This window comes from Bacillus sp. MC1252 (assembly GCF_056838025.1).
Genome location: NZ_CM166369.1, coordinates 3,353,176 through 3,378,364, shown reverse-complemented (window position 1 = coordinate 3,378,364; position 25,189 = coordinate 3,353,176). Strand labels below are relative to the sequence as shown.

At 41.5% G+C, this 25,189-nt stretch carries 30 protein-coding genes and 2 pseudogenes; 23 read left to right on the top strand and 9 right to left on the bottom strand.

The annotated features are described in order from the left end of the window. The first annotated feature begins 2 nt into the window (after window positions 1–2). From ACYH0L_RS17445 to ACYH0L_RS17425, 5 genes are all read left to right on the top strand, one after another. Window positions 3–743: a sugar phosphate nucleotidyltransferase gene (locus ACYH0L_RS17445; RefSeq protein ID WP_230030581.1), complete on the top strand. Its 741-nt coding sequence runs from the start codon at window positions 3–5 to the stop codon at window positions 741–743. After that, window positions 740–1,705: a dTDP-glucose 4,6-dehydratase gene (rfbB, locus tag ACYH0L_RS17440; protein WP_099727995.1), complete on the top strand. Its 966-nt coding sequence runs from the start codon at window positions 740–742 to the stop codon at window positions 1,703–1,705. The genes ACYH0L_RS17445 and rfbB overlap by 4 nt, the downstream gene beginning before the upstream one ends. Window positions 1,706–1,708: 3 nt before the next feature. Then, window positions 1,709–2,563, top strand: a complete 855-nt coding sequence (gene rfbD, locus ACYH0L_RS17435) for a dTDP-4-dehydrorhamnose reductase (RefSeq protein WP_230030583.1) — start codon at window positions 1,709–1,711, stop codon at window positions 2,561–2,563. Next, window positions 2,556–3,011 carry a dTDP-4-dehydrorhamnose 3,5-epimerase family protein gene (locus ACYH0L_RS17430; RefSeq protein ID WP_230030584.1) on the top strand — a complete coding sequence of 152 codons (456 nt, stop codon included), beginning with the start codon at window positions 2,556–2,558 and terminating at the stop codon, window positions 3,009–3,011. Before rfbD ends, ACYH0L_RS17430 begins: the two co-directional genes overlap by 8 nt. A 103-nt stretch (window positions 3,012–3,114) precedes the next feature. Beyond that, window positions 3,115–3,906: an SDR family oxidoreductase gene (locus ACYH0L_RS17425; protein WP_283775095.1), complete on the top strand. Its 792-nt coding sequence runs from the start codon at window positions 3,115–3,117 to the stop codon at window positions 3,904–3,906. A 211-nt stretch (window positions 3,907–4,117) separates the two neighbouring features. Here ACYH0L_RS17425 and ACYH0L_RS17420 read toward each other — a convergent pair whose 3' ends face one another. From ACYH0L_RS17420 to ACYH0L_RS17395, 6 genes are all read right to left on the bottom strand, one after another. Further along, window positions 4,118–5,311, bottom strand: coding sequence for an aminotransferase class I/II-fold pyridoxal phosphate-dependent enzyme (locus ACYH0L_RS17420; protein WP_180275537.1), 1,194 nt, complete (start codon window positions 5,309–5,311; stop codon window positions 4,118–4,120). 17 nt (window positions 5,312–5,328) lie between these two features. Further along, window positions 5,329–6,750, bottom strand: coding sequence for an alanine--anticapsin ligase (gene bacD / locus ACYH0L_RS17415; protein ID WP_256499093.1), 1,422 nt, complete (start codon window positions 6,748–6,750; stop codon window positions 5,329–5,331). Between the two features lie 15 nt (window positions 6,751–6,765). Beyond that, on the bottom strand, window positions 6,766–7,527 hold the full coding sequence (locus ACYH0L_RS17410; protein WP_230030586.1) for a glucose 1-dehydrogenase: 762 nt from the start codon (window positions 7,525–7,527) through the stop codon (window positions 6,766–6,768). After that, a complete protein-coding gene (gene bacB, locus ACYH0L_RS17405; protein ID WP_099727989.1) occupies window positions 7,524–8,231 on the bottom strand; it encodes a 3-((4R)-4-hydroxycyclohexa-1,5-dien-1-yl)-2-oxopropanoate isomerase in 708 nt (235 codons plus the stop codon). The genes ACYH0L_RS17410 and bacB overlap by 4 nt, the downstream gene beginning before the upstream one ends. Window position 8,232: 1 nt before the next feature. Beyond that, window positions 8,233–8,835 carry a type 2 periplasmic-binding domain-containing protein gene (locus tag ACYH0L_RS17400; RefSeq protein ID WP_230030588.1) on the bottom strand — a complete coding sequence of 201 codons (603 nt, stop codon included), beginning with the start codon at window positions 8,833–8,835 and terminating at the stop codon, window positions 8,233–8,235. 149 nt (window positions 8,836–8,984) lie between these two features. After that, window positions 8,985–10,217 (bottom strand): MFS transporter, encoded by a 1,233-nt coding sequence (locus tag ACYH0L_RS17395; RefSeq protein ID WP_099727987.1) that lies wholly within the window; start codon window positions 10,215–10,217, stop codon window positions 8,985–8,987. 145 nt (window positions 10,218–10,362) lie between these two features. On the opposite strand from ACYH0L_RS17395, the gene ACYH0L_RS17390 reads away from it, so the two are divergent. After that, window positions 10,363–10,842 (top strand): Lrp/AsnC family transcriptional regulator, encoded by a 480-nt coding sequence (locus ACYH0L_RS17390; protein ID WP_256499092.1) that lies wholly within the window; start codon window positions 10,363–10,365, stop codon window positions 10,840–10,842. 229 nt (window positions 10,843–11,071) lie between these two features. Then, window positions 11,072–12,040: an alpha/beta hydrolase family protein gene (locus tag ACYH0L_RS17385; protein WP_249704825.1), complete on the top strand. Its 969-nt coding sequence runs from the start codon at window positions 11,072–11,074 to the stop codon at window positions 12,038–12,040. Window positions 12,041–12,234: 194 nt separating this feature from the next. Here ACYH0L_RS17385 and hemQ read toward each other — a convergent pair whose 3' ends face one another. Beyond that, window positions 12,235–13,005 carry a hydrogen peroxide-dependent heme synthase gene (gene hemQ, locus ACYH0L_RS17380; protein WP_249704824.1) on the bottom strand — a complete coding sequence of 257 codons (771 nt, stop codon included), beginning with the start codon at window positions 13,003–13,005 and terminating at the stop codon, window positions 12,235–12,237. A 240-nt stretch (window positions 13,006–13,245) separates the two neighbouring features. Here hemQ and pta point away from each other — a divergent pair, with 240 nt between their 5' ends. The 4 genes from pta (at window position 13,246) to ACYH0L_RS17360 (ending at window position 15,617) form a co-directional block, all read left to right on the top strand. Next, entirely contained in the window at window positions 13,246–14,217 is a 972-nt protein-coding gene (gene pta / locus ACYH0L_RS17375; protein WP_249704823.1) for a phosphate acetyltransferase, read from the top strand. A 132-nt stretch (window positions 14,218–14,349) separates the two neighbouring features. Continuing rightward, the gene (locus ACYH0L_RS17370; protein ID WP_230030593.1) at window positions 14,350–14,493 is read left to right on the top strand and encodes a hypothetical protein; all 144 of its coding nucleotides are present in this window, start codon (window positions 14,350–14,352) and stop codon (window positions 14,491–14,493) included. 223 nt (window positions 14,494–14,716) lie between these two features. Continuing rightward, window positions 14,717–14,959: a hypothetical protein gene (locus ACYH0L_RS17365; RefSeq protein WP_099726554.1), complete on the top strand. Its 243-nt coding sequence runs from the start codon at window positions 14,717–14,719 to the stop codon at window positions 14,957–14,959. Between the two features lie 25 nt (window positions 14,960–14,984). After that, window positions 14,985–15,617: a hypothetical protein gene (locus tag ACYH0L_RS17360; protein ID WP_099726553.1), complete on the top strand. Its 633-nt coding sequence runs from the start codon at window positions 14,985–14,987 to the stop codon at window positions 15,615–15,617. 45 nt (window positions 15,618–15,662) lie between these two features. Here the strand turns inward: ACYH0L_RS17360 and ACYH0L_RS17355 are convergent. Next, a pseudogene (locus ACYH0L_RS17355) lies at window positions 15,663–16,234 on the bottom strand (protein rep); the annotation flags it as partial. A gap of 56 nt (window positions 16,235–16,290) precedes the next feature. Here ACYH0L_RS17355 and ACYH0L_RS17350 point away from each other — a divergent pair. The 8 genes and pseudogenes from ACYH0L_RS17350 to ACYH0L_RS17315 form a co-directional block, all read left to right on the top strand. After that, a pseudogene (locus tag ACYH0L_RS17350) lies at window positions 16,291–16,796 on the top strand (LXG domain-containing protein); the annotation flags it as partial. Continuing rightward, the gene (locus ACYH0L_RS17345) at window positions 16,797–17,921 is read left to right on the top strand and encodes a pre-toxin TG domain-containing protein (RefSeq protein ID WP_371930244.1); all 1,125 of its coding nucleotides are present in this window, start codon (window positions 16,797–16,799) and stop codon (window positions 17,919–17,921) included. A 16-nt stretch (window positions 17,922–17,937) separates the two neighbouring features. Further along, the gene (locus ACYH0L_RS17340; protein WP_099726552.1) at window positions 17,938–18,300 is read left to right on the top strand and encodes a hypothetical protein; all 363 of its coding nucleotides are present in this window, start codon (window positions 17,938–17,940) and stop codon (window positions 18,298–18,300) included. Between the two features lie 174 nt (window positions 18,301–18,474). Continuing rightward, a complete protein-coding gene (locus ACYH0L_RS17335; RefSeq protein WP_099726551.1) occupies window positions 18,475–18,744 on the top strand; it encodes a hypothetical protein in 270 nt (89 codons plus the stop codon). 72 nt (window positions 18,745–18,816) lie between these two features. Continuing rightward, on the top strand, window positions 18,817–19,098 hold the full coding sequence (locus ACYH0L_RS17330; RefSeq protein WP_099726550.1) for a hypothetical protein: 282 nt from the start codon (window positions 18,817–18,819) through the stop codon (window positions 19,096–19,098). A gap of 1 nt (window position 19,099) precedes the next feature. After that, complete coding sequence (locus tag ACYH0L_RS17325; RefSeq protein ID WP_099726549.1) at window positions 19,100–19,495, top strand: SMI1/KNR4 family protein; 396 nt, start codon at window positions 19,100–19,102, stop codon at window positions 19,493–19,495. A 236-nt stretch (window positions 19,496–19,731) separates the two neighbouring features. Then, complete coding sequence (lipL, locus tag ACYH0L_RS17320; protein ID WP_249704820.1) at window positions 19,732–20,577, top strand: octanoyl-[GcvH]:protein N-octanoyltransferase; 846 nt, start codon at window positions 19,732–19,734, stop codon at window positions 20,575–20,577. A gap of 19 nt (window positions 20,578–20,596) precedes the next feature. After that, on the top strand, window positions 20,597–20,830 hold the full coding sequence (locus ACYH0L_RS17315) for a DUF5970 family protein (protein WP_099726548.1): 234 nt from the start codon (window positions 20,597–20,599) through the stop codon (window positions 20,828–20,830). 34 nt (window positions 20,831–20,864) lie between these two features. On the opposite strand, the gene ACYH0L_RS17310 is transcribed toward ACYH0L_RS17315, so the two are convergent. Further along, entirely contained in the window at window positions 20,865–21,665 is an 801-nt protein-coding gene (locus ACYH0L_RS17310; RefSeq protein ID WP_099726547.1) for an RsfA family transcriptional regulator, read from the bottom strand. A gap of 242 nt (window positions 21,666–21,907) precedes the next feature. Here ACYH0L_RS17310 and ACYH0L_RS17305 point away from each other — a divergent pair, with 242 nt between their 5' ends. The 4 genes from ACYH0L_RS17305 to ACYH0L_RS17290 all read left to right on the top strand — a co-directional run bounded on the left by ACYH0L_RS17305 (window position 21,908) and on the right by ACYH0L_RS17290 (window position 25,169). After that, entirely contained in the window at window positions 21,908–22,129 is a 222-nt protein-coding gene (locus tag ACYH0L_RS17305) for a YuzB family protein (protein WP_230030598.1), read from the top strand. Window positions 22,130–22,299: 170 nt separating this feature from the next. Further along, window positions 22,300–23,601: an HD domain-containing protein gene (locus ACYH0L_RS17300; RefSeq protein ID WP_099726545.1), complete on the top strand. Its 1,302-nt coding sequence runs from the start codon at window positions 22,300–22,302 to the stop codon at window positions 23,599–23,601. Between the two features lie 30 nt (window positions 23,602–23,631). Then, window positions 23,632–24,132 (top strand): YwgA family protein, encoded by a 501-nt coding sequence (locus ACYH0L_RS17295; protein WP_099726544.1) that lies wholly within the window; start codon window positions 23,632–23,634, stop codon window positions 24,130–24,132. 224 nt (window positions 24,133–24,356) lie between these two features. Next, on the top strand, window positions 24,357–25,169 hold the full coding sequence (locus tag ACYH0L_RS17290) for a zinc-dependent metalloprotease (protein ID WP_099726543.1): 813 nt from the start codon (window positions 24,357–24,359) through the stop codon (window positions 25,167–25,169). Window positions 25,170–25,189 lie beyond the last annotated feature (20 nt).

The window sequence follows — 25,189 nt, the reverse complement described above, 5'->3', positions numbered from 1 at the left end:
ATGTGAAGGGAGTTATTTTAGCAGGAGGTAAAGGATCGCGACTGGCCCCATTAACTAAGCTTTTCAACAAACATTTATTGCCGGTTGGTCCATATCCGATGATTTATTGGTCATTGTTCAAACTGAAAGAAGCAGGTATTTTAGATGTGATGCTGATTTCACAAGAAGAACAAATCCCGCTGTTTCAAAAATTGCTTGAGGGCGATCAGGGACTTGGGATGAACATTGTTTATCAAGTACAGCCAGAGGCTTCTGGCATTTCAGACGGTTTATCCTATGCAAAGCCCTTTGTAAAAGGGGAGAAGTTTGTGCTCATGCTTGGTGATAATGTATTTGAGGATGCGTTAAGCCCTTTTGTTGAAGCCTTTCAGCAGCAAGAAAGCGGAGCCAAGGTCCTTTTGAAAGAAGTGACAGATCCGAAGCGGTTTGGCATTGCAGAAATTGATGCCGCACACCACCGGATTTTATCAATAGAAGAAAAGCCAGAGCATCCGCTTTCATCCTACTGTGTCACGGGTATCTATTTTTATGATCAAGAAGTCTTTGAATATATTGAGAAAATCTCGCCGTCAGATCGAGGTGAATTAGAGATTACAGATGTGAATAATCTCTATATCTCAAATAGCCAGCTGACCTATGATATGTTAGAAGGGTGGTGGATTGATGCCGGAACACATGAATCTCTTCACCAAGCATCTACGAAAATGTTTGAAACGATGAAGAAAAAAGAGGGATACGAATGACGAAGTCTTATTTAATTACAGGCGGAGCGGGATTTATCGGACTGAATTTTGTGAAACTGCTGCTTCAGGAATCAGATGTCCGGCTCACCGTATTTGATAAATTAACGTATGCCAGTCATCCAGAGGAAATGGATGAATTATCAAAGCTGCCTCATTTCCGTTTTATTCAAGGAGATATCACCCAGCAGCATGAGCTGGATCAAGTATTTGATGAAGCCTATGATGGCATCATTCATTTTGCAGCAGAATCGCATGTCGATCGCAGTATTGAGTCGGCAGAACCTTTTATTCAAACAAACGTCCTCGGTACCTATCGTATGCTGGAAGCTGTCTTAAAGGGAAAGGCGAAAAAACTCATTCATATTTCAACAGATGAAGTATATGGAGATTTGGAATTGGATGATCCTGCTTTCACAGAACAAACACCACTCTCACCGAATAATCCTTATTCAGCAAGTAAGGCGAGTTCAGACCTGCTTGTGAAATCCTATATCCACACCCACCAATTACCCGCAATGATCACACGATGCAGCAATAACTATGGACCCTATCAGCATGAGGAAAAATTAATACCGACCATTATCAGAAAAGCGGTCAATGGCGAAAAGATCCCGATTTATGGAGACGGCCAGCAGATTCGTGATTGGCTGTATGTAGAGGATCATGCGAGAGCTGTGAAGCAGGTGGTGGAGAGCGGGACAGCCGGGCAGGTGTACAATATTGGCGGCGGCAATGAGAAAACGAATCTCGATTTAACCAAAACCATTCTCACACAACTTGGCATCAGTCATGACCAAATTGCGTTTATTCAAGACCGAAAAGGGCATGACAGACGATATGCCATTGATGCCAGTAAGCTAAAAGAAGAGCTCGGCTGGGCGCAGGAGACTTCATTTGAAGAAGGTATTGAAAAAACGATCAATTGGTATCGTGCCAAATATGATCAGAGAGAAGAAGGGTGACGGATGAAAGTTTTAATCACCGGTGCAGGCGGTCAATTAGGGAAAGAATTGAGCAAACAGCTCAAGGAAAAAAACATCAGCGTCATTGCCTTAACAAGGAGCATGCTCAATATCGCAGATCAACAGGCAGTCAGACACGCGATGAGACACTTCCGGCCTGATATTGTTGTCAGTGCGGCCGCATATACATCTGTTGATCAATGTGAAATAGAAACGGAAAAGGCCTATCTTGTGAATGGCATTGGCGCCTATTATACAGCGCTGGAAGCAAAGAACGTAGGGGCAGATGTGTTACATGTCAGTACAGATTATGTGTTTGACGGGCAAGCGGAGACCCCTTATCAGGTCGATGCCCAAGCGGATCCTCAAACCATTTATGGAAAGAGTAAAAAGCTTGGTGAGGAATTGATTCACCTTGTGTCAGATGAAGTGAAAATCATCCGTACATCGTGGCTCTATGGACATGAGGGACATAATTTTGTGAATACCATTCTTCGGCTCGCTGAAACGAAGGATCATTTGCGCATTGTGAATGATCAAATAGGCTCTCCTACTTATACAAAGGATGTAGCAGAGGCCTTGATTCATTTATTTGATCAGAAGGCAGGCGTTTATCATGTCAGTAACCGAGAGAGTTGTTCCTGGTTTGATTTTGCGTCAGAAATTGTGGCAAAAAGCGGCCTGTCTACCACCATTGAGCCGATTTCTACGGAAGAGTACGGCTTCCAAACACCTCGTCCAGCCTATTCTGTTTTAGACCTTCAAGCGATTGAAGCCACAGGCTGGCAGCCAAGACATTGGAAGGATGCACTTCACGAATATTTGCAGAAAGAAGGGAGATGGCATCAGCATGATTGATGGTGTACAAACGAAAAAACTCATGAAACATTGTGATGATCGTGGTTTTTTTGCAGAGCTCATTCGAGATGATGAACCGATGCTAAAGCGCTTTGGGCAGGCGTCGTGGTCGAAAAGCTTTCCTGGAGTGATCAAAGCCTTTCATTACCATGAAAAACAAGATGACGTTTGGTTTTTTCCAGCAGGTCATGCACAGGTCGTTTTATACGATTTGAGAGAGGATTCTCCGACAAACGGCCAAACCGATGTGTATTATATGGGAGAAGATAATCCGATGCTGCTTCTTATTCCGAAAGGTGTCGCGCATGGCTACCGTGTACTAGGTGAGAAGCCGCTGCAAATTGTTTATTTTACAACAGAATCCTATGACCCGAAAAACCCAGATGAAAAGAGAATCGCTTGGAATGATGAGGCGATCGGATTTGATTGGAAAACAACGTTTAAATAGAGAACAGAGGCCTTTCGCAGGAGAAAGGTCTTTTTTTGTTGAAATACATTCTGTATGTGTCATTTTATGTATAATTATGAAGTTAAACAGAAAAGGGATGTGGATGAGTTTGTCTAAAAGAATTGCATTTGTAACAGGGGCAAGTACAGGGATTGGAAAGGCAATTGCCATAAAGCTTGCCGCTCAAGACGATGTAAAGGTGATTATCAATTCGAGAAATATATCCTCACTAGAACAAACGCAGCAGCATATTCAAGACATGACCGAAACAAAGGAGCCGGTGGCTCTTTTCTGTGGTGACATGTCGCATGAAGCAGTGAGGGCGGAGGCCTTTGCGGCAATAGAAAAAGAGTTTGGCAGACTGGATGTGTTAATCAATAACATTCCAGGAGGGAAGCCAGATACATTTGATTCATGTGAAAGTGGGCAGATGCTGGCAGCTTTTTCACAAAAAGCCATTGCGTACGTTGATACGATGAAGCGTGCGGCAGCCATGATGAAAAGACATGAATATGGACGTATCATTCAAATTGTCGGGAACCTTTGGAAGGAACCTGGTGACCAAATGTTTACGAACAGTATGATGAATGCAGCGATTATCAATGCAAGTAAAAATGCAGCCACACAGCTAGCACCTTCTGGGATTACGGTGAACTGTTTAAACCCAGGGTTTATTGCTACAGATCGGTATGAACAATTTATCGGGAACATGATGCGTAAACAGGCATTATCGCGGGAAGAAGCTGTACAGGCTGTCGCTTCAGGTATCCCGATGCAAAGAGTGGGCGCAGCGAGTGAAATGGCTTCGCTGGCAGCTTTTATCGCATCAGAGGAAGCCTCCTATCTCACAGGACAACAAATATCTGTCGACGGTGGTTCGATGAAGAGTATATAACATAAAAAACCCGCTACATGCGGGTTTTCAGCGTGTAGACAAACCCTCGCATTCGGTGTCAGTCCTGCGTGCCGGTGCTCACGAATGTCAAATTCGCTCTGCTCCTGTACTCGTCCTTCCTAGACTGCAAAGGTTTTCTATCACGCTGAAAAGAAGACAAAGGGCTAAAATAAAGGTCATTTTAGCCCTTTGTCAACAATCTGAAAACCCGCTACATGCGGGTTTTTTGATGAAAGCGAATCGGGAGTATGTGAAGCCGGTCGATAAACAGTGCAAGCTGGTCAATTGGGGCAACCATTGAAATCCTTACATGACGGCTTCCGTGCCCGCCAAACACACCCCCAGGCGTTACAACGACATCTGCATGTTCGAGTAAATAGTCAGCAAATGCATGAGAATCCTCGAAATCATCAGGGATAGGAGCCCACAAATAAAAGGCGCCGGCGGGGCGTTCAATGGTCCAGCCAAGCTGTTTCGCTGCTTGACGGATGAAGAAATTCATTCGTTCAAGGTATACCTCTTTCAATGATTGAAGATGACCATCATCACTTTGCAAAGCAATGGTGGCAGCCTGTTGAAACCCGCCATACATACTGACAAACACATGGTCTTGGAAGGCGTTGATGGCATTAATGATTTCCTCATTCCCGACAGCAAAAGCGACTCTCCATCCCGCCATATTAAATGTCTTTGATAGAGAATATAATTCCACTCCTACGCTTTTTCCAAGAGGAGCATTCATGAAGCTTACCGGTGTTTGTTCATAATGAAATGAACCATAGGCAAAATCATGAATCACATGCAGTCCGTGAGCGGCCGCAAAGGCAGCAGCTTCTTTAAAAAATGCATCATTTGCGACAGCACCAGTTGGGTTATTCGGATAATTCAAGAAAAGGACCTTTGCCTTTTTTAACACGTCCGGATCAATTGAGGAAAGGTTCGGTAAATAGCCATTTTTCTCATCGAGTTTGATACAGTATGGCTTTGCATCAGCCATCAAAATCCCTGAATGATATTCTGGATAACCTGGATCGGGGACGAGTGCGATATCCCCTGGATCAAGCAGACATTGACTCATGACATAAAGACCTGTTTTCCCACCATTGAAAAGGGCGATTTCCTTCTGGGGGTCAATCTCAGCATCGAATTCCTTTTTATAAAAATCTGCAATGGCTTGCTTGAAAAAGTCAAAGCCTCTAAAGGGCGCATATTGCTGGAATTGCAAAGTGCCCGCTGCTTCTTGAAGGGCGCTCACGATATGTGCAGGAGTAGGAAGATCGGGATTTCCTTGACCAAGGTTTATGATGTTCGCTCCGTTTTGTGTTTTATGCGCAATTTTCTCAAATACGGTTCCAAATTTCTGTTCAGGCAGCCGTTCAATCATGTTAGATGGTAACATCTTCACCACATCAGCCTCTCTTTCTATCCCTTCACTAATTCATCCATCAACTGAATGGTTGCCTGCTTCTGAATGTTGCGGATGGACGAGGCAACATCTTGTGAGGATGATCCTTTTAATTCAAGAGACACGATCCCATTAAAGGCTTCAAATAAAGAAAGATCCACAAAGGTGCCTTTGGATGGGACTGATTTACTGACGATCACTGTATCACCAACTAGAGCGTCCTGCGGAATATGAACATGATCAATGGTGATATGCGTGACCTCTGGCGGTATGTGTCCGCTCTCTTTGAAATGCTGAGGGTATAAATGGCAGTCTGCCATATAATACGTGTGTCCAGAAAGCAGCTGTTTTGGCAGCTCAGCCTTTTTTCCATCGACTAATACATCGATCAGCAGCTTGGCCATATCCACCCCAAAGACCTTTTTGATATTCGGAATCATATTCCAGCCGGCAAATCTAGCCGCTGATTCAATGAGTCCGGTTTCTCGATTTTTCATGAGCTTAATCTCTGTATGGGTTGCACAGTTTTCAAGACCTAACCCTTCATTTGCCTTCCTTGCTGCCTCAATGATGATTTGCTGGGCTTTATTGTCTAGGATCGACGGAGTGATATGAGCCGTTTCTGTAAAACCGATTTGAGGGGTCTTATCATGAATGACAAAAGGGATATATTCACCCTCGACAACCAGCCCTTCAACACTGACATAATCAGCATATCCTTCTTCTTGATACCAATCCTCGTAAGCACCCTCTAAATACGTTTCAGCGACAAATGGTGCTTCATATGTCACAGCGTTTGGGACTGGAATGGTTTGCAAATAGGATTGTACGTTTAAAAACAGATCATCACTGCCGGCTCGGTCATGAAAAAGGGTAACGCCAATCGAGCTTGCTAAATATGTAGGCTTTAAAATAAGCGGTGTACCGATATGCTCAATGGCTTTTTGGAAATCAGATAAAGTGGTGACAGGCTGAGTTTTCACCGCTTTGACCTCAGCGGCGTTGAATGCAGCCCTCATTTGACTTTTATCACGCGCCATTTCAGCGGCCTTTACCCCGGCACCGCGCAGTCCAAGACGTTCAGCGGCTTTCGCCATTGGTGCAATGAATAATTCATTATTGGTGGTCATCGCATCTGCTTTGAAAAAGGAAGCCACTCGGACCAGGTCTCCCACAACCTCTTCTTCTGATTTCGGATAATCATCCTGTGCCCAGTAAATAGAATCAGGATGTTCAAAAGAGGGATGTGTTTCAAAATAATCACGATCTTTTATGACCGCAATGGAGTACTTTTCTATTAGCTCAGCGTGTCCTTTTGTAATGGCAAAGGGTCTTGGGATATACGAAACGATATGGTACGATGCAGCCACGCTTTCATAAAACATATGGGGCGGGCATCCTCCTAGGTCAGCGATGACAAGTACGGTTTTTTTACTCAATGAAAGCACTCCTTTTTATCTAGCGGTGTAACCGCCGTCTGCTGTGACAACACTCCCAGTCATATAGCTGGATAGGTCAGAGGCGAGAAACAGCATCACGCCAGCAATTTCTTCGGGTTTTCCAAGACGCAACAATGGGTTCACCTTTGCTTTTTCCTTTTTGACAATCTCGAGGCTTTCTGAGTGATTGTCTATAAAGGATTTTTCATTTAACGGTGTATCAATGATTCCTGGGGCAATACAATTTACCCTGATTTGATGAGCGGCATAGTCAATTGCCATTGATTTGGTTAGTTGGATGACGCCGCCCTTTGTTGCGTTGTATGCAGGAATATCAGGCCATCCAACGAGACCACCGACAGATCCGGTATTAATAATGCTACCGCTTTTCTTTTCAAGCATGTGCGGCAATGTATGCTTACTCATGAGAAATACGCCAGTCAGGTTGACCTGTAGAATATGGTTCCAATCCTCTAATGTCATCTCGTGAATGGGAGAGACAATTTCGATGCCTGCATTGTTAATCAAAACATCAATTGTCCCGAAGCGGCTGAGCACGGCCTGCACGGTTTGATGACAGTCAGACTCATTTGTTATATCCGTTTTGAAAAATGCAAGATGCTCATGCGGCAATGATTCGACGAGTTGTTTGCCGCTTTGCTCATTGATGTCAGCCACTGCTACTTTTGCCCCGTGCTCAAGGAAGAGCTTAACGGCGGCAAGTCCAATTCCTGATGCACCTCCTGTAATCAGGACGACTTTACCGGCAATGTTCATTTCTTCACCTTAGACGCTTTTGGCTTCAAGCGATTATAACGGGGAGGGAAGAAGAGATTAATAGATTTTGATGCTTCCGGCTTTGGATTAATCGCACCGTGATCTTCCTTTGGATCACAGAAATAGGTGGTGCCAAATTCCATTTTTTCTGTAAAGCCTTCAATGGTCATATCATAGCCCCCGCTGATGCAAATGCCGATTTGTTCATTTCGGTGCTTATGAAAAGGCATTTCTCCGCCATTCCCAGGAATGTTGGCAATCATGAGCTCCATCCAATCCTCAACAAAAAAGGTCACTTCCATGCCAGGGAGTAAATCCCGTGTTTTGAAAATGTCTAAGAAATAAGTGGGAGGAGCCGTATATTCTTCGCCAGCCTTTAATCTCTTAATATCGATTGCTATCACTTCTTCATCTGTCAGATTAGATGCGCCGTGAGGAACAAACGGTGGTGCAATATAGGCTGATTCTAATGGGGTGAGCAATTGGATAGATTGGCCGACCGTCATTTGAAGCTCGCCTTTTAATACAATTCCGATTTGGGCTTCGGAATGCTCGTGAGGTTCTATGATTGTGTGAGGAGGGACGTATGAAATTAATACTTCAGTATCGCCTCGTACAGTGGAATATTGGGTGACGCCATTATCCCATTCTATTTTTTTCGCTTGAGGAAAATATCGTTCTTGCGTCTTTTGTTCAGTTTGCATATTAAATCTCTCCTTTTCCAAATATGGACCAGCTCATGGGTATGCTTTTAAACGTTCGAATGAAGGTGAGGCCGTATGTGGCTCTGGCAACCTCGTTGGTTAAGGCGAAATCAAATTCGCCGTCTCTTACTTTTTGGGCGGCAGTACTTGTAGAATTGACAAGTTCAAATTCAGCATTTTGATGGATGAAATATTGAATCAAATTGACAGGTGCAGGATGAGAGACAATTTTTAAATGGTGGAGCATTTGTTCTTGAAATGGGAAATCTGGTCTGACAGCCAAACCATACATGGGCGTGTCACATCTGAAAATTTGTAAAAGCTGTAGGTCAGGTCTCATGTAGAAGTGTTTGATTCCTTCGTATGCGTGTGGAACGAGAGTGTATTGAAGTGCGTTAGAGAGAGTGTGTTCAATGCAGGTTTCGAATGTGTCGTAAAGGGATAGTTTCGTATGGGTGCCGAGTGTAGTGGTGGAATGAGAGATGAAATGTTTTGCTGCATATTCACTGCTTGTCCCCTTAGGACCTAGTGTATTGACTGTAAACATCTTAGGTGAAACGATGGGCTCTTCTTTGAAATGAAAAACATCATTCTTTAAGATCATGTTTACCATCCAATCTTTATTCAAATTTTACTAGATTATAAAAAATAGTATTGGCAATTGTCAACAAAATTTATAAAAAATGTATTTTATAATGATATTAAAAATTGATCTAAAAAACTGCACATATCAAGATGTGCAGTGAAATGAGCTTACGTTTCAAAAGTATTTTTATGTTCCTGCTGTAAGGCACGTTCACGTTTATAGCTGACGAAGCTGATGATACAACCAACAAGAGTAATCAATGCACATACAAGCCCTACTGTATGATAGCCGAGATGGACATACACGGGTCCCATAAGAGCGGAACCGAGCATAACGGCAAGATTGGAAGCAAGACTGTAAAAAGCCATCACTTTCCCTCGATGGGTTTGGGAGCAGTCGCTCAGAACGGTGCTGAGAAGCGTGACGGATAAACTTTGCATCGCACCCCAAATAAATAGTGCAAAAATCAGCAATGTCCATGAGAACGGCGCATAAGGAAGTAAGGCTAGAACGAGCGTAATTCCACCTAGCACAAAGAAGAGAGAACGCGTTTTACCGAACCAGTCTGCTAATTTCCCGGTAAATACACTCATGGAAAAGCCAACTCCATAAGCCATGATCAAAAGTCCAGCCGTGGATTGTCCTCCAGCGAATAGACTTTGCAGATAAGCTCCTAAAAAAGAGTACATGCCATAAAATCCAAGCATATTACAAAATGTCACGGTCAAATAGGCAGGGACACGATCGATTTTCAAAGCCCCCCATAAAGAGCCGGCTTTCTCACTAGCTTGAGGTGCCTTCGTGTCAGCTGTTGCGACTTGTTTTCGAGATTCAAGGATGACGAGCAGCAATACAATGAGACTCAGCATAGCGAAGATCCAAAATGTCCAGCGCCAGTTCAAACTTTGACCGATAAAGGCTCCGATCGGTACACCAAGGACAAGAGAAAGAGACCAGCTTGACACAATGAGTCCCATCACTTTGCCTCGATATTCGTAAGGAACCCGGTCGCCCACAAGAGCATAGGCCGTTGGCACAAATACACCAGTGGCCAGCCCAGAAATGGCACGGCCAGCAAAAAACACCGCCAGATTCGGTGCAGCAGCACACATCACTGTTCCGATCAGGAAGAAAGAAAGCCCGATGATCAAACAGAGTTCTCTTGAATACCGGTCCCCTAAAGGAACGAGCAGCGGGGCTCCAACCAGCACAGCTAACCCATAAATACTGATGGAAAGGGCGAGAATATCAAGAGAGTGCTGAAAGGAGTTAGATAAATCAGGCAGCAGTGGTGAAATCACCAGTTCTTCCGATCCCGCCGCAAAGACGCCAAGTGTCAGCGCAATGGCAAGTGTGATGGGAAACGTTTTAGAAGCCCGGCTGTCTAAAGATTCTTTCATCAGGTGATCCCTCCATACTTGCTTTTTCATTCAATTCCGTTAAAATAAATTCTACCATTATTTAGTTTTATTTTACATTTCATATCATAAGTATCATCATAAAATACTTTTCAAATGGAACGATTTTGGGATAGGAGAGGTACGAATGAAAATCACCGATGTAGATGTGCATATTTTAAACGAATTGAGAGAAGATGCCCGCTTATCTATGAGGGAATTGTCCAAACGAGTCAATTTATCGGCGCCTGCGGTAGCAGAAAGAGTGCGGAAATTAGAAGATGCAGGGATTATCGAGGGGTATTCTGTGCAGGTCAACTATAAAAAATTAGGGCTTCTGATTGACTGCCTGCTGGAAGTCACGGTATTAAACGGGGAATATCAGCGTTTTGTGACATTTATGAATCAGCATCCACGTGCGTTCTTTGCTTATCGAGTGGCAGGACAGTCTTGCTTTTTCATTAAGCTGTCTGTCGCGTCCCTTGAAGAGATTGAAGCCTTTATTCAAGAAGTGTCTGGATTTACAAAAACCGTATCCCATATTGTCTTGTCAGAGCACGCCTTTTCTCATCCAGTACAGGAACGTGTGAAACAAATAGAAGGACCAGAAATGACAGTGATGAAATAAAAAAAGGACCCATCTCAGGTCCTTTTTACTCGTTTATCTGACTGATAGCTCATGATCGTTATGATGAGACCAATGAATGTCACGCCTGCAGCAAATAACGGAACAAGCTGTAAATGTGTGATTTCGATAGCAAGACCGCCAAGCGCTGCACCGCCGGCATTCCCATATTAAAGGCAGAATGGAGAAATATTCGTATAGTAATAATTTGAGATTAAAGGAGTTAATTCTTTTGAAGCTTTTAAAAGTAATAGATTACGCAGCATTAATGGATATGCACAGAACAAGAAGCAAAGAAAGTCACTATAATCATTTGCCTATTGACGTAGGTAATAGGGATCGTTTTTTTAGTGCTCAGCCAATTGATTTAGAATTTCACATCAACAACCATACAGCAAACTTAAAAAGTGGAATATTTTCTTTTAATTCAAGCATCAAATCTGGTGAAGATAAGAATGACAAGGTTTCTGGGGAAGTGTTTTTACGAAAAGAGTCAAAGCACAAGCCCAATGTAATCTTCGTACATGGATGGCGAATGGATTCATACGACAGAATCAAGAAGATTTATCACGATAAGATCGTTAAAAATGATGATTGGAATATGTATTACTACACGCTGCCTTATCATTTCGATAGGGAACCACAAAATTCAACATATTCTGGTGAACAGATGATTAGCGCCAATATCAGTCGAACAGTGCAATCCTCCCAGCAAGCTATTGTTGAACTTAGAGGGCTGATTAAATGGATCAAGGAAAATGAAGGTGGGGAAATAATCGTAGTTGGTATTAGTTTAGGAGGGTGGCTAACAAACTTATTAGCAACAGTCGAGAAAGACGTGAATATTGTTGTATCAGCTTTTTATGCGAATAATATTGCGCATTCCATCTGGAACACTCTTCCTGGGAAGTATATACGAAGAGATCTGGAGGAACATGGAACAAAGTATGAAGAACTCGACAAAGCTTGGGATATTATGAACCCTAGTAAAGCAAAACTTCTCGTAGACAAAGAAAATGTACTCTTAATATCAGGAAAATATGACATGTATATCGACATAAACGATGCTGATACGCTGTGGAATAGTTGGAATCAACCTAAAAGGCACGTATACCGTTGTGGGCATGCTGGAATTGTACTATCTAGAAATAAAATAGCAGCCGACACACTTCAATTTATTGAAAGTAGGCTAAAGAAATAAAATGATGTTCATCCTACCTGCATTGTTGTGGGCCATGAGTTTAGTTTTGTTTCTTACTTATCCTGAAAATGAAGAACAAGATGGGGCAGCTTTATTGGATTTTTTGGTGGCTTTGGTGGTTTAAGTGTAATTTTGTCGTATACTTGGATGGTTCATCAAAAGGCTTCGGAGAGATCCGAAGCCTTAGGAGTTTATCATACATGAAAATATGACGCCAGCTGATCGTTTGCCAATCGGTTTCCAACAAAGAAGGAACCGAATTCGCCGTAGCGTGCACTGACTTCATCAAATCGCATTTCATAAACCAGTTTTTTGAATTGAAGAACATCGTCAGAGAAAAGGGTGACGCCCCACTCATAATCATCAAAACCGACTGACCCGGTAATGATCTGTTTTACTTTCCCAGCATAGCTTCTCCCAATTAAACCGTGACTTCTCATGAGAGATTTACGCTCATCCATTGAGAGCATGTACCAGTTGTCATTGCCAGAGCGTCTTTTATCCATTGGATAGAAGCACACGTATTTAGAAGAAGGAAGCTCTGGGTATAGACGCGCGCGTACATGTGGGTTTTCGTAAGGATCCCCGCCATCGCCGCCTCCTGCTAAGTAGTTGCTGAGTTCAACAACTGACACGTACGAATAGGCTGGAATCGTAAATTCTGCTAGTCGTGACTTGTTGAATTCAAGTTCGATTTCATTCAGTTCTTCCATTGTTGGACGTAAAATCATGAGCATAATATCTGCTTTTTGGCCGACAATACTATAGATTGTTTGGCTTCCAGCCTTATCGTGCTCAGCTGTTTTCCATTTTTCCATTAGACCTGTAAACTCATGAATAATGGCTTGACGCTCATCGCTTGTGAGCATCTTCCAAGCTGTCCAGTCAATTGTTCTAAAATCATGCAGCGCATACCAGCCGTCTAGTGTTTGAGCTGCTTCATTTGTTGTATGTTGTTCGCTCATTTCCTTCACTCCTATTTACAGTTTTCCATCTGTTCCAACTATAACATAGTTTGTCCACATGAAGATGTGATCAAAACTTGAACGAAGAAAACAGCTTTTATGGAAATTGATTTAATTAGTTTGAAAAATAAGAATTTAATTTGTAAGCGCTATAATGTAAGTTGGTAGTTTGAATTTATGTAGAAGAAGAGTATGCTTAAAAGAGAACGCTTTTTTTGTAAAATCAAGGAGGGTATTGAAGTGGCAGATATTTTTTCAACAGTTCAGGAAAAGGTTGCAGGTAAAGGCGTAAAGATCGTTTTTCCTGAGGGAATGGACGAACGCATTCTAGAAGCCGTTCAAAAATTAGCAGATGGCAAAGTATTGCAGCCGATTGTTGTAGGTAAAAAACAAGAAGTTGAAGCAAAAGCAAAAGAATTAGGTCTTACACTTGACGGTGTTGACGTGTATGATCCTCATACATATGAAGGTTTTGAAGAGCTTGTACAAGCTTTCGTAGAAAGACGTAAAGGCAAAGCAACAGAAGAGCAAGCAAGAAAAGCATTACTGGATGAAAACTATTTCGGTACAATGCTCGTGTATAAAGGTCTTGCAGACGGCCTTGTAAGCGGTGCGGCACACTCAACTGCTGACACAGTGCGCCCAGCACTTCAAATCATTAAAACAAAAGAAGGCGTAAAGAAAACATCTGGCGTCTTCATCATGGCTCGCGGCGAAGAGCAATATGTGTTTGCTGATTGTGCCATCAACATTGCACCAGACAGCCAAGATTTAGCTGAAATCGCAATCGAAAGTGCGAACACAGCAAAAATGTTTGACATTGAACCACGTGTAGCGATGCTTAGCTTCTCAACAAAAGGCTCAGCAAAATCAGACGAAACAGACAAAGTATCTGAAGCGGTTCGCATTGCAAAAGAAAAAGCACCTGAGCTTGTTCTTGATGGGGAGTTCCAATTCGATGCAGCTTTCGTTCCTTCAGTGGCAGCGAAAAAAGCACCAGATTCCGTCATCAAAGGCGATGCTAGCGTATTTGTTTTCCCTAGCCTCGAAGCTGGAAACATCGGCTACAAAATTGCCCAGCGCTTAGGTAACTTTGAAGCTGTAGGTCCAATCCTGCAAGGTCTAAACCAGCCAGTAAACGATCTTTCAAGAGGCTGTAATGCCGAAGACGTTTACAACCTTGCGCTTATTACAGCAGCTCAAGCACTATAATATAATCATCCAAGAGGCTAGCTTCGTGTTAAAACGAAGCTAGCTTTTTTATGTGAATTCAATTCGTTTTCAATCATATGCCTCTCGTGCTAGGAAATGGTAAAATAACGGAGGGCTATTTGAGGAATAAGGGTGTTTGACGCCGATCTCATTAAAAGACAAGAAGAATTCAACCGGGCCATCCTAAAACGACTCGAACAATTTGAAGAACAACAAAAAAAGCGAGATGAAAATCTCATGCTCGCTTTGAAAGAATCCATTGAAACAAAAAAATGATTGCTGCAGCTCAACAAAGAAAGTGGTGGAAATTTTGGAAATAAGACATTCATGACAATAGTCCACTTATACACTCACATGTGAGTATGATAAAATCTAACGATATTCGCCAAAACTGTATAAAGTATTCTAAGAAAATCATTTTGTTTAAAATAACCTTAAATATACAAGATATCTATTTCTATAAATTAACTATTGTGTAATTATTAAGGGGGTAATGACATTGTTTTTTAAAAAATTGACAGAAGAAGAAAGAAAGTACACAGATAAAGCAGCAGGAATAGCATTTGTATTCTATCTAATTGCATTATCTATAAGTTCTTTATATTCATTTTTTAAGGAAACAGGATTTAATTTATATTTTATGATCTTGATGGTTGGTTTAATCATATTTTTCATGAGTGACTTCTTATTCAGAAAAACAAAAAACACGAAAAATGATAAAAATCATCGAAGTATAAAATAAACTTAAAAGGATCGGGGAGTATATTATGAAAAAATACGGGATTTTATTTTTAAGTTTAGTGTTCCTATGCGCAACACTATCATTATCAATTTCACCTACCAACGCACATGCACAAGTATCAAACAAAACACAAACAGATGTAGTAAAATTTGAAAAAGAATTTAACAAATTAATAGTTACACTAGAAAAAATGGTTTCTAAAGGGATTGATTTTCAAGACTTAAAAAATAATAGCAACAAAAAAATCGCATCTCTTACAACTGAAGAAAAAAAAGTATACCAAGATTACAAAGCCTATATTGAAAATCCTGAAAACCAAAAAAATAATTCATTAAACTCAAGAATCATAGATAACGGAGAAATCTCAACTTTAGCTAAAAAAGCAAGTGGTATTTACATTTCTCAAAAACAAATACAAAGAATAAACGATGTTACAAATTTTAGTGGTGGCATATTCGGAGTGGCTTCAGGCTTAATTAGAATGAAACTGGGATTAAACCCAACTGCCTTATCATTGTTAATTATAGCAGTTGCTACTCTAGGGATAAGTGGTCTTAATCTTTGCAATAAATATAAAAAAGGAGTTTATCTTAAAGGAGAATTCGTAGGATCAATATATATGCCTTTAGGAACTGTATCTTGTGTAGCAAAAAAATAAATATGAAACAACATAGAAAAGCAGGCTATCTTCTAGCCTGCTTTTCTACTTAATTATGTAATTTTTAATACCAACATACCAATGTGCCATGACTTCAAACGTCTCATTGGCTACTTCATCATCCACTGGATACTTAGAAATCTCTAAAATGGCTTTCTATTCTTCCATTTCCTTGCAGACTTCTTTTTCAATCGCTTCCGCATCGATTCCTTTTTTCCTTTAACCTGCTGCACGTGTACGATTGGTGTATAATCCAATTTCATGGCATGCTTCCAAAGGCATGTCCATTCTGTTTGATTAATATAGTTCTTACCAAAGTAATTAGTACGAACAGGCATTAACACATGAAAATGCGGATGATATGTATTTTCTTCATGATTTTTCGTAATCTCTAAAGCTCTGAAATACCGACGCACCGCAGAATTAACTTTTTTATATTTCATCAATCTATTAAAGCCTTTCATCATATCCGAAATGGTCTGCAGATCATCGCCCTCAACGTTTTTTTCTGTTAACGTGAGAAGCATCCATGCGGGCTTATATTGCCGATTGGCTTCTACAACGGTCAATTTGTTGTAATAAGCAATTTTCAATGACCTTCGCCACGCACACATAGGATGTCTGGAGCTATCATCGGTTTTACAACAGCTTTTTATTCGTTAAAGGCAGACATATCCATAAAAAAGAACAAATCATAGAACTCAACAAAACGCTGAATACATTAAAGCAGCAATCACAAAACATCATCTCACTTTATGATGCACTAAAGGGAGAGGCAGGACAAGCCATCCGAGCGTTTTATACAGAATGTCATATTCCTTTTTGCAATTCTTTCAGGTCGTCATTGAGGAATACAGCTCTGCGCTTAAAAAAACAAAGCAGGCACTTTATGCCCTTGAATCAAATCAGCACGGTTTTATTTCACAAACATTTATCGAACACGAACTTGATCAAGGTTTGAAAAAAGCGGAGCGAGCGATTTCTGACATCGAAACAGATGTAAGCCACGCGATTGGCAGGGTCAGTCATATCGTTCATTTGCCTCATGTAGACGAGTCTGCCTTTCAACAAAGCTATCAAAAAGCATGGCTTGAGACCTCCAGAACCATTGGACTGCTTCATGCCTTTGACAGAGAACAAACAAGTGCTATGAATGAAACAGCAAGTGCATTGCAAACAATGAAGCAATACATAAACACCTTAAGCACCATGTTCACCGGCCCAAAAATCGAGATCACCAGCTATCAAAAGGGATCTATTTTCAAAGACACAAAAGAAGAAAAAGGAAGCAGCACAATCAGAGGATTGAATGACAAAATAGACAACCCGAAAGACAATCCGATGATGATCATGCTGAAGAAATTGAGAGAGAAAGAACAGGCGAATGTGGATACGGTTGTTCGGGGTGACACCCATAAAAACATCAACAAGCAAATCAAAGCAAACGATCCATCGCTTATGATATTACAAAGGGAAGCGGTAAGCGGGAAATATAAGATTCATAGAGACATCAGGGTCGTAAATGGTACACTATATAACGTAAAAGGCATTGAAAAGCTAAAAGAATTCGACATCGCCGATGAAGTAGTCACAGATCCGTCGGACATTGATTTTATAGGCGGGAGATACACCGTTTACGTCAATAAACAAATCATTCGAACGTATATCGCAAACGGCGAAGTAAGAATAGAAGAAGTCGACAACATCCCAGAAAGCCGCAGCCACGGAAATGCCAAACGCATACTAGACGGTGAAAACGTCTCAACTGCCGAAAACATCATCCTAGAATACAGCGGCATCTACGACGGATACCGAGCCGTCACAGGCAAAGACCCTGAAACCAGCAAAAACATCAGCAGCACCGACCAAGCCCTATCCGCAGCCTCTATCATCCCATTTATGAAAATCATTAAAGGCGGGAAGTATGTCTTTAAGATTGATCAATGGAAGAATGTGGTGAAGAGGGTTGAGAAGACAAGAAAGGGTACGGGTGAACTGATTAAATTCAAAGGTGATGAAGCTATTATTCATTTCGAAAAGCATAGTAAAGAGATAATGGGGGCAATGGGCAAAAACAAATACAATATCAAAAATTATCTTGAAGATGCAAATCACCTCGTTCAGAAGGGCCAATATGTACCAGAACTGAATGGATATGTGAGAATTGTTGGTGGAAAGGGAAGTGCAAAATACGGATTTGTTGGGCTCGATAGAAAAACAGGAAATATCACCACATTTCATATAAAATCCGTTAAAGAACTTTCTAAAAAAGCACCAAGTTTAGGGATAAAAACAAAGAAGTAAAAAAAGGGTGATCGTATTGAAAATAAAAAAAATAAACTGGATTTCACAAGAAGCTTCAGAAGCTGAAGTGATTGTAACAGATGGTGAACTGGAAATAATGTGTTTTGCTCAACCATTAAATTACCTTGAAGAAAATGAACTATTAGAGCCTATTTATTGTTTAGATGTGTCAGACCTAGTGAAAGCTGAAATATCAGAGTATAGAATTGAAAAATTAGATGATAATTTTAGCTATAGTTTCTTAGGACAATTAATTGATAAGCGTGATGAAAAAGTGAGAGTGGGCGGACTCTTATTAGAATTGGATTACAATATACCGGGAGATATAAATGAAGGCGATTTTATAAGTTTTAATTGTCAACGACTTGATATTTATTAGTATGAAATGATGTCTTTAAACCCTTGAAAGTCTATAAACTTTTAAGGGTTATTTGAAATATAATAATAGTTGAATCGGTATACCTGCTGAAGAACGATAATGATCAGATACACTCAGGGATGGCTTGTTAAATTGATAAGAGAATAAAAAATGCAGATTCTTTAGGAGCATTAAATGAACAAAAAACAACAACTAACGAAACAAATCCAAACGATCATCAACATCCTAGAAAAAGAATATTCACAAGAAATCAATCAAGGTGTTCTCCAATTAATATACAAAAGATATAAAAATGCACAAAGGATCATTCAGAACAATGAAGATCTCCAAAAGATTGTGATCATTGGCGGGGTAAGAGCTTATTTGGATAGTTATAATGACTATCTAAACCCCTTTCTAGATGAATTACATAAAGCAGAGAGTTTACTTAAAGAAATGCTGTAATAGATAGGACGGTTGTCTGTAGTACTGGAATCAAGTCTTGTATTGGGCAGTAAAACAGAGAAAGGAATGCCTATGGAACATAAACAAAACAAAAATAAAAAAACATCCAACTGGCTATTAAGTATCAGTATTCTTATTGTTATAGGAACAGCTTTGATTAGAGGAGTTTCTTACTCAGATGCTGATTATCGCGGTTTCCCTATTGATTGGCTAGTTCTGCACGGACATCATACTTTTGAATTTCTATTGTGGGGTTTTATACTCAATGTGGTCATTTACTATTTTCTTTTAAAAATGCTCCTCCGTTTGTATAAAAGGGTGATGAAAAAATCAACTGCTAGAGGAGGCTCTTAAAATGCTCAATTTACCTCAAAACCCAAATCTTCACGTGAATAAACCAGCAAGTGACATACACATCAAAAAGGCAGAATCCCAGCTAAACATGGTGCTGCCCCATGCATATAAAGCATTGCTAAAACAGACAAATGGATGTTCCATTGAAGGCGACCTGCTTTTATACGGAACTGAGGACATAGTGGAACGCAATGCAACGTGGGAAGTCCATCATTATGCCAGCGGCTATGTAGCCATTGGTGACGATGGCGGCGGGCGAGTACTTCTCATGCGGCAGGCTGAAGAGGAGAAAAAAGTGTGGATCGTCGATGCTGGTGTGATGGATCCTCAGCATGCGGAATTGGTGGCTGAAGACTTGTTGAGCTGGGTAAATGAGGGCTGTTTCATAGAAGTTTAGTCTATTAAGGAGATGATCGATTTGCCGTGGAACACATTGATCGCTGCATGCCTCGTGGTTGGGGTTCCTGTCATTTTAATTACAGCTGTTTATTTCATCGCGAAAAGGAAGAACAAAAAAACCAAAGCATCCAGTTGAAAAGCTCTGTGACGTTCCTTGTCATAGAGCTTTTTTCTCTCTCATTCTCCCTCCATGTTATAATAAACACAGTTTATGAACGAGAGGATATGCAGGACATGAAAAATGAACCTATTGAGTTACTGACGCAGCCGACATGGCGAATCATAGATCAATCGAGCCTTGGTCTTTATGTGGACCCGAAGCAATCCTTTGCAATGGACGATACGCTTTGTGCGTCGGTTGGGAAAGGACTCTCACCAGCCACAGCACGTTCTTGGGTGCACCACAATACGATCGTTCTTGGGATTCAGGATACAAGGCTTCCATTTCTCCAAGATGGTGTAAAGCTTCTTGAGGAAGAGGGATATCGCGTCATTGTGCGCAATTCAGGCGGTCTTGCTGTTGTGCTGGATGAAGGCGTACTGAATGTGTCTTTAATCTTTGCGGAACAAAAGAAGGGCATTGATATTGACCGAGGATATGATGCGATGGTCGAATTGATCCGCCGGATGCTGGCAATGTATGAGGCGGAGATTGAAGCCTATGAAATTGTCGGCTCTTACTGTCCAGGCAGCTATGATTTAAGCATCAATGGAAAGAAATTTGCAGGCATTTCTCAGCGCAGATTACGCGGAGGGGTCGCTGTGCAAATCTATTTGTGTGCAGATGGAAGCGGGCGTGAGCGTGCCGATTTGATCCGTCGTTTTTATAACGCCGCCTTAAAGGATAAACGACAAGAAGTGAAGGCAGTGTTTCCCGATATACAGCCTGATACGATGGCATCTTTATCAGAGTTAATTGGTGAACCAATCGATTGTACGCTTCTCATGCGTCTTTTACTAGAAGAGCTTCAAAAGCTGAGTGATCAACTGACAGCATCAGGACTGAACGCAGAAGAACAGCTGGAATTTGAAAAAAACATGACGCGGATGATTGAGCGGAATGAGAAGGTGTTTTCGTAAAAAGAAAGGGAGGATTCCGGTGAAATCAAAAAACGGCAGTTACCTCTATTTACTATGGCTTCCTGTCATCATAGGAGCCGGCTACGGCATTTCGCTTTTCGTGCCGTTTCTTCAGCCTGTATTGACACTTGGCATCGCAGGGCTTTTTATTTTTATTTTTGGTGATTTTCAGGTGAGACAGGTCAGGTATATCTTTATGTTCGTGTTTTTGATCAATGTCCTTTTTAGTGTGATGCTATTTTTGGATATATAAAAAAGTGCTTCCCGCAGGTGGGGAGCACTTTTTGTTATTCTGCCATTTTTTCAAGGTTGCCGTTCCGGTCCATTTTAAAGGTTGGTGCGGCATTGTCGTCATCTTCAAACAAAACTAGTTTTCTTGCACGGTTCATGATTTTGACGAGTGTTTCATAATCTTCTTGAATCGTGAGCTGATCCTTTTCAAGCTTTTTCACTTCAGCCTCTAGCTGCGAGACTTTATGTGATAGTTCGTTATTTTCTCGTTTTAACCGGCTGTTTTCCATACGTAAGGCAGAGGATTGCTGTCCATCGCCTTCATAGCGGCGTAAGAAATCAATGATATCTTCGATGGTTAATTCCTGACGCTGCCTAAACGGATTGGCTTCTGGTTTTTTCTCGACACCGTGGGAAGCCTGTGACAATAAATGTGATAAACTAGCTAACTCTTCATTGTAGCTTTTATCGACAAACTGAAGCTGTTCAGCTGTTTCAGCTGCTGGTGCAAACGTTTCTTCCTTTGCTGGTTCCAGCTCCTCAGAAAATTCCTCCTGTATGATCGTTTCTTCTACTTGCGGCTGATAGAGTAATCGTTTTTTCGCAGGCTGGCCATTGCCGAGTGCACGCATTCGTTGCTTTCGCTGTTTTTTGGCAAGTGCCAAGGCTTTTTCATATTGATGCCTCACGACAGCATTCCATCTAAAACCGCATGCCGCTGAGGTGCGGTTCAGTTTGTCTCCTACTTCTTCAAACGCGTTCAGCTGTGTGCTGCCCTCTCTGACATGGCGTAAGACGGTTTCTGCCAGAAGGAGATCATCTTCCTCTGACCAAGCATCTTGTCTTTGTTTTGACATGTGTTTAAACCCCCATATGATTTGATGGTATTAGATTAGCCAAGTTGAAGAAGGTTTATACAAGTTTGCTAAAAGGATAGTGGAAAATACTAGCTTTTATATGAACACGTATCGGCGGTTACAATGCATCTTGCAAGTCCAGCCGCTTCGATGTACAATGTTGGGTGGTATATTATTCACTCTTGGTTGTCCAACTGTTTCATATAGAATGAAGTTTCATCATTGAAAGGAAGCGTAAGACCATGGCTAATGAGTTTCGCGTATGTGACGATTGTGATGCGACGAACCTGAAGACGTTATTGCCTCGACTCAAATCGGTTGACCCTGATGCAAAAATTGAGATTGGCTGTCAATCCTATTGTGGTCCAGGACGAAAAAAGGCTTTTGCGTTTGTGAACAATCGCCCATTATCCGCACCAACAGAAGATGAGTTAATCGAAAAGGTTCAAAAAAAAGTCAAATAAATGTCACTGAATGTGTTCAGTCGACCTAAAAAAGAGGTCCGTCCCTGTCAGGTCGGGCTTTTTACGTCCGTGTAATCTTTGAGAACACATTCACCAGCAAATTCAAGGATGTTTTCGGGAAAAGTTACCCGATATAATAGAAACACGTCTTAAAAAAGAGGGACGAAACGATGGCGTATCCAAAAGGGAAATTATCTGAAGAAAAGGTATTTAAAGATCCTGTGCACCGGTATATTCACGTACGGGACGCATTAATATGGGATTTAATAGGAACTAGAGAATTTCAGCGCCTGCGACGAATTAAACAGCTAGGAACCACTTACTTGACGTTTCATGGTGCAGAACACAGCCGATTCAATCATTCACTCGGTGTATACGAGATTGTGAGACGAATTGTCGATGATGTGTTTAAAGGTCGACCTGAATGGGATGAAGGGGAGCGTGAGCTTGTACTCAGTGCCGCCTTGCTTCATGACCTCGGTCATGGTCCATTTTCTCATTCCTTTGAAAAGGTCTTCCACTTAGATCATGAATTGTTTACAAGAGATATTATTTTAGGGAAAACGGAAGTAAATGAAGTGCTTCGCCGGGTCAGTGATGATTTCCCGAAGCATGTGGCGGAAGTCATTGCCAAAACCTATCAAAACAAACAGGTTGTCAGTTTGATCTCAAGTCAAATTGATGCCGACCGAATGGACTACTTGCAGCGTGATGCCTACTATACAGGCGTCAGCTATGGCCACTTTGATATGGAGCGTATTTTGCGAGTGATGCGTCCGAGAGAAGATCAGATTGTGATGAAGCAGAGCGGGATGCATGCCGTAGAGGATTATATTATGAGCCGCTATCAAATGTACTGGCAGGTTTATTTCCACCCAGTGACACGCAGTGCGGAAGTCATTTTAACGAAAATCCTCCATCGAGCCAAAGAGCTGCATGAAACCGGCTATATGTTTACACATGCCCCTGTTCATTTTTATTCGATTTTTGAAGGGAATGTCACCACAGAGGATTATATTAAGCTGGATGAATCCATTGTCTTATTTTATTTTCAGGCGTGGGAAGACGAAGAAGATCATGTGCTGGCTGATTTGTGCCGCCGTTTTATGAACCGCCGATTGTTCCAATATACAGAGTTTAATCCAAATGAAGAAATGACGAAATATTTCAAGCTGACCGCCTTGTTCAAGGAGGCAGGCATTGATCCTGACTATTATTTAGTGGTCGACTCTTCCTCTGACTTGCCCTATGACTTCTACAGACCGGGGGAGGAAGAAGAGAGGCTGCCTATTCACCTCTTAACGCAAAGTGGTCATATTAAAGAACTGTCGAGACAGTCAGATATTGTTGACGCCATTTCCGGTAAACGAAGAACCGATCATAAACTTTATTTCCCGATGGACTTAATTGTAGATATGTCGGAAAAAGCTGAAGAAAAGAAGGCGATCATGAAGCTGCTTGGATTGGGATAAGGAAGTACTGAAAAAGGAGATGTCGGGAATTTGTTGAAAGAGCATGCAAAGTTGATGAAGGTGTTCTCTGAATCAGGGGAAATCGTTGGACGGAAAAAGCTGCAAAAAATGATTTACATAGCAAAAAAGCTAGATTTGCCTTTTTACGAGAAATACGATTTTCATTTTTATGGCCCCTATTCAGAGGAGTTGACGCTCAGAATTGAAGAGCTGTGCAACCTTGGATTCTTGGACGAAATGAAGGAAAAAAAGGGCGGATACTATCAATATCGCTATTCGCTGACGGACAATGGGAAAGAGTTTCTCGATCAGTGTGAAGTGGACATGCCTGACCTCAAAGTGCTGACGAAGCAGATGAACGAGCAATCGTCTCGTTTCCTTGAGCTCGTCTCAACGATTTTATACTTTGATGACCTGCCTCAACATGAGGTGAAGGAAAAGGTCTTCACCATTAAAAGCAAGCAGCGCTATACGGACGAAGAATTTGAGGCTGCCCTAGCTTATATCGATCAGTTGAACGAACTGAACTAATTTGACAAGAGCCCGACTTTTTGGGCTCTTTTTGTTTTGGAAGACCCAGACCAAAGCGCTATTTTTCGATAAAATGTGTGCCGGAATATCCGAAAAATTAGTGAATATGACGTGATTCGACTTTCTTCCTGTGTATCTAATTCCCTGTTTTTGACTGAATAGAAGGAAAATATCGAATTTTCAGTGAATATATAACCTTGTGAAAAAACAAAGGAGGGATAGGGATGAAAAAGCGTTCAGTCTTTTTGTCATTTTTATTGGTAGGTAGTTTGTTACCGGGGGTAAGTTCAGCTTCAGCGCCAGTAGCGAGTGCAGGTCATGGGCATGATCATGGTCATGCGCCGTTCGAAACACATATTAGTGAGGGGTTGCCAAAGGCAAATGATTTTAAAGATTTGATGACAGCACCTCCAATTGAACGAGATGTCACAACAAAGGTATTAGATGAGTCTGGTAAGCAGGTAGGCTCCAGAACCTTTAAGGCCAATACAGGAGATTCTATTTCAACAAAAGCAAGTACAGGCAGTCAGAAAGTGACAGTCTATGCAGTTGCTGATGCGCAGTATCGCGCGAAATATAGTGATTGGCAGACGCGGATTGCCAGCATCATCGAGCAAGCGGACGTCACATTTAACCGCGACCATGATGTGGACTTTGTGGTGCAAGCAGTAGGATCTTGGACGTCTTCTGGATCAAATGCAGAGCAAATTCTATCAAACCTTCAGCGCAGCTTTGATGGCAGAGGGTACGACTTTGTCACAGGATTTACAGCAAATCCAAACTTTGATGCTGGCGGAATTGCTTATGTTTACAATCGTGCACCGAGCGGAAGTGCATTCGCTGTCAACCTTGACCAAGGAACAGCGAATACAGCAAAAGCCGCTACGCATGAATACGGTCATAACTTTGGCTTGCCGCATGACCCTCAAGGCAGCGGAATTGTCTGCTTAATGAATTATGATTATTCCTACACAGTCGATTACTTCGATGCGGCTCATAAAAGTCAAGTGAACCGTAATAAAGCGTGGTACAGATAAGATAAGAGACAAAAGGACAA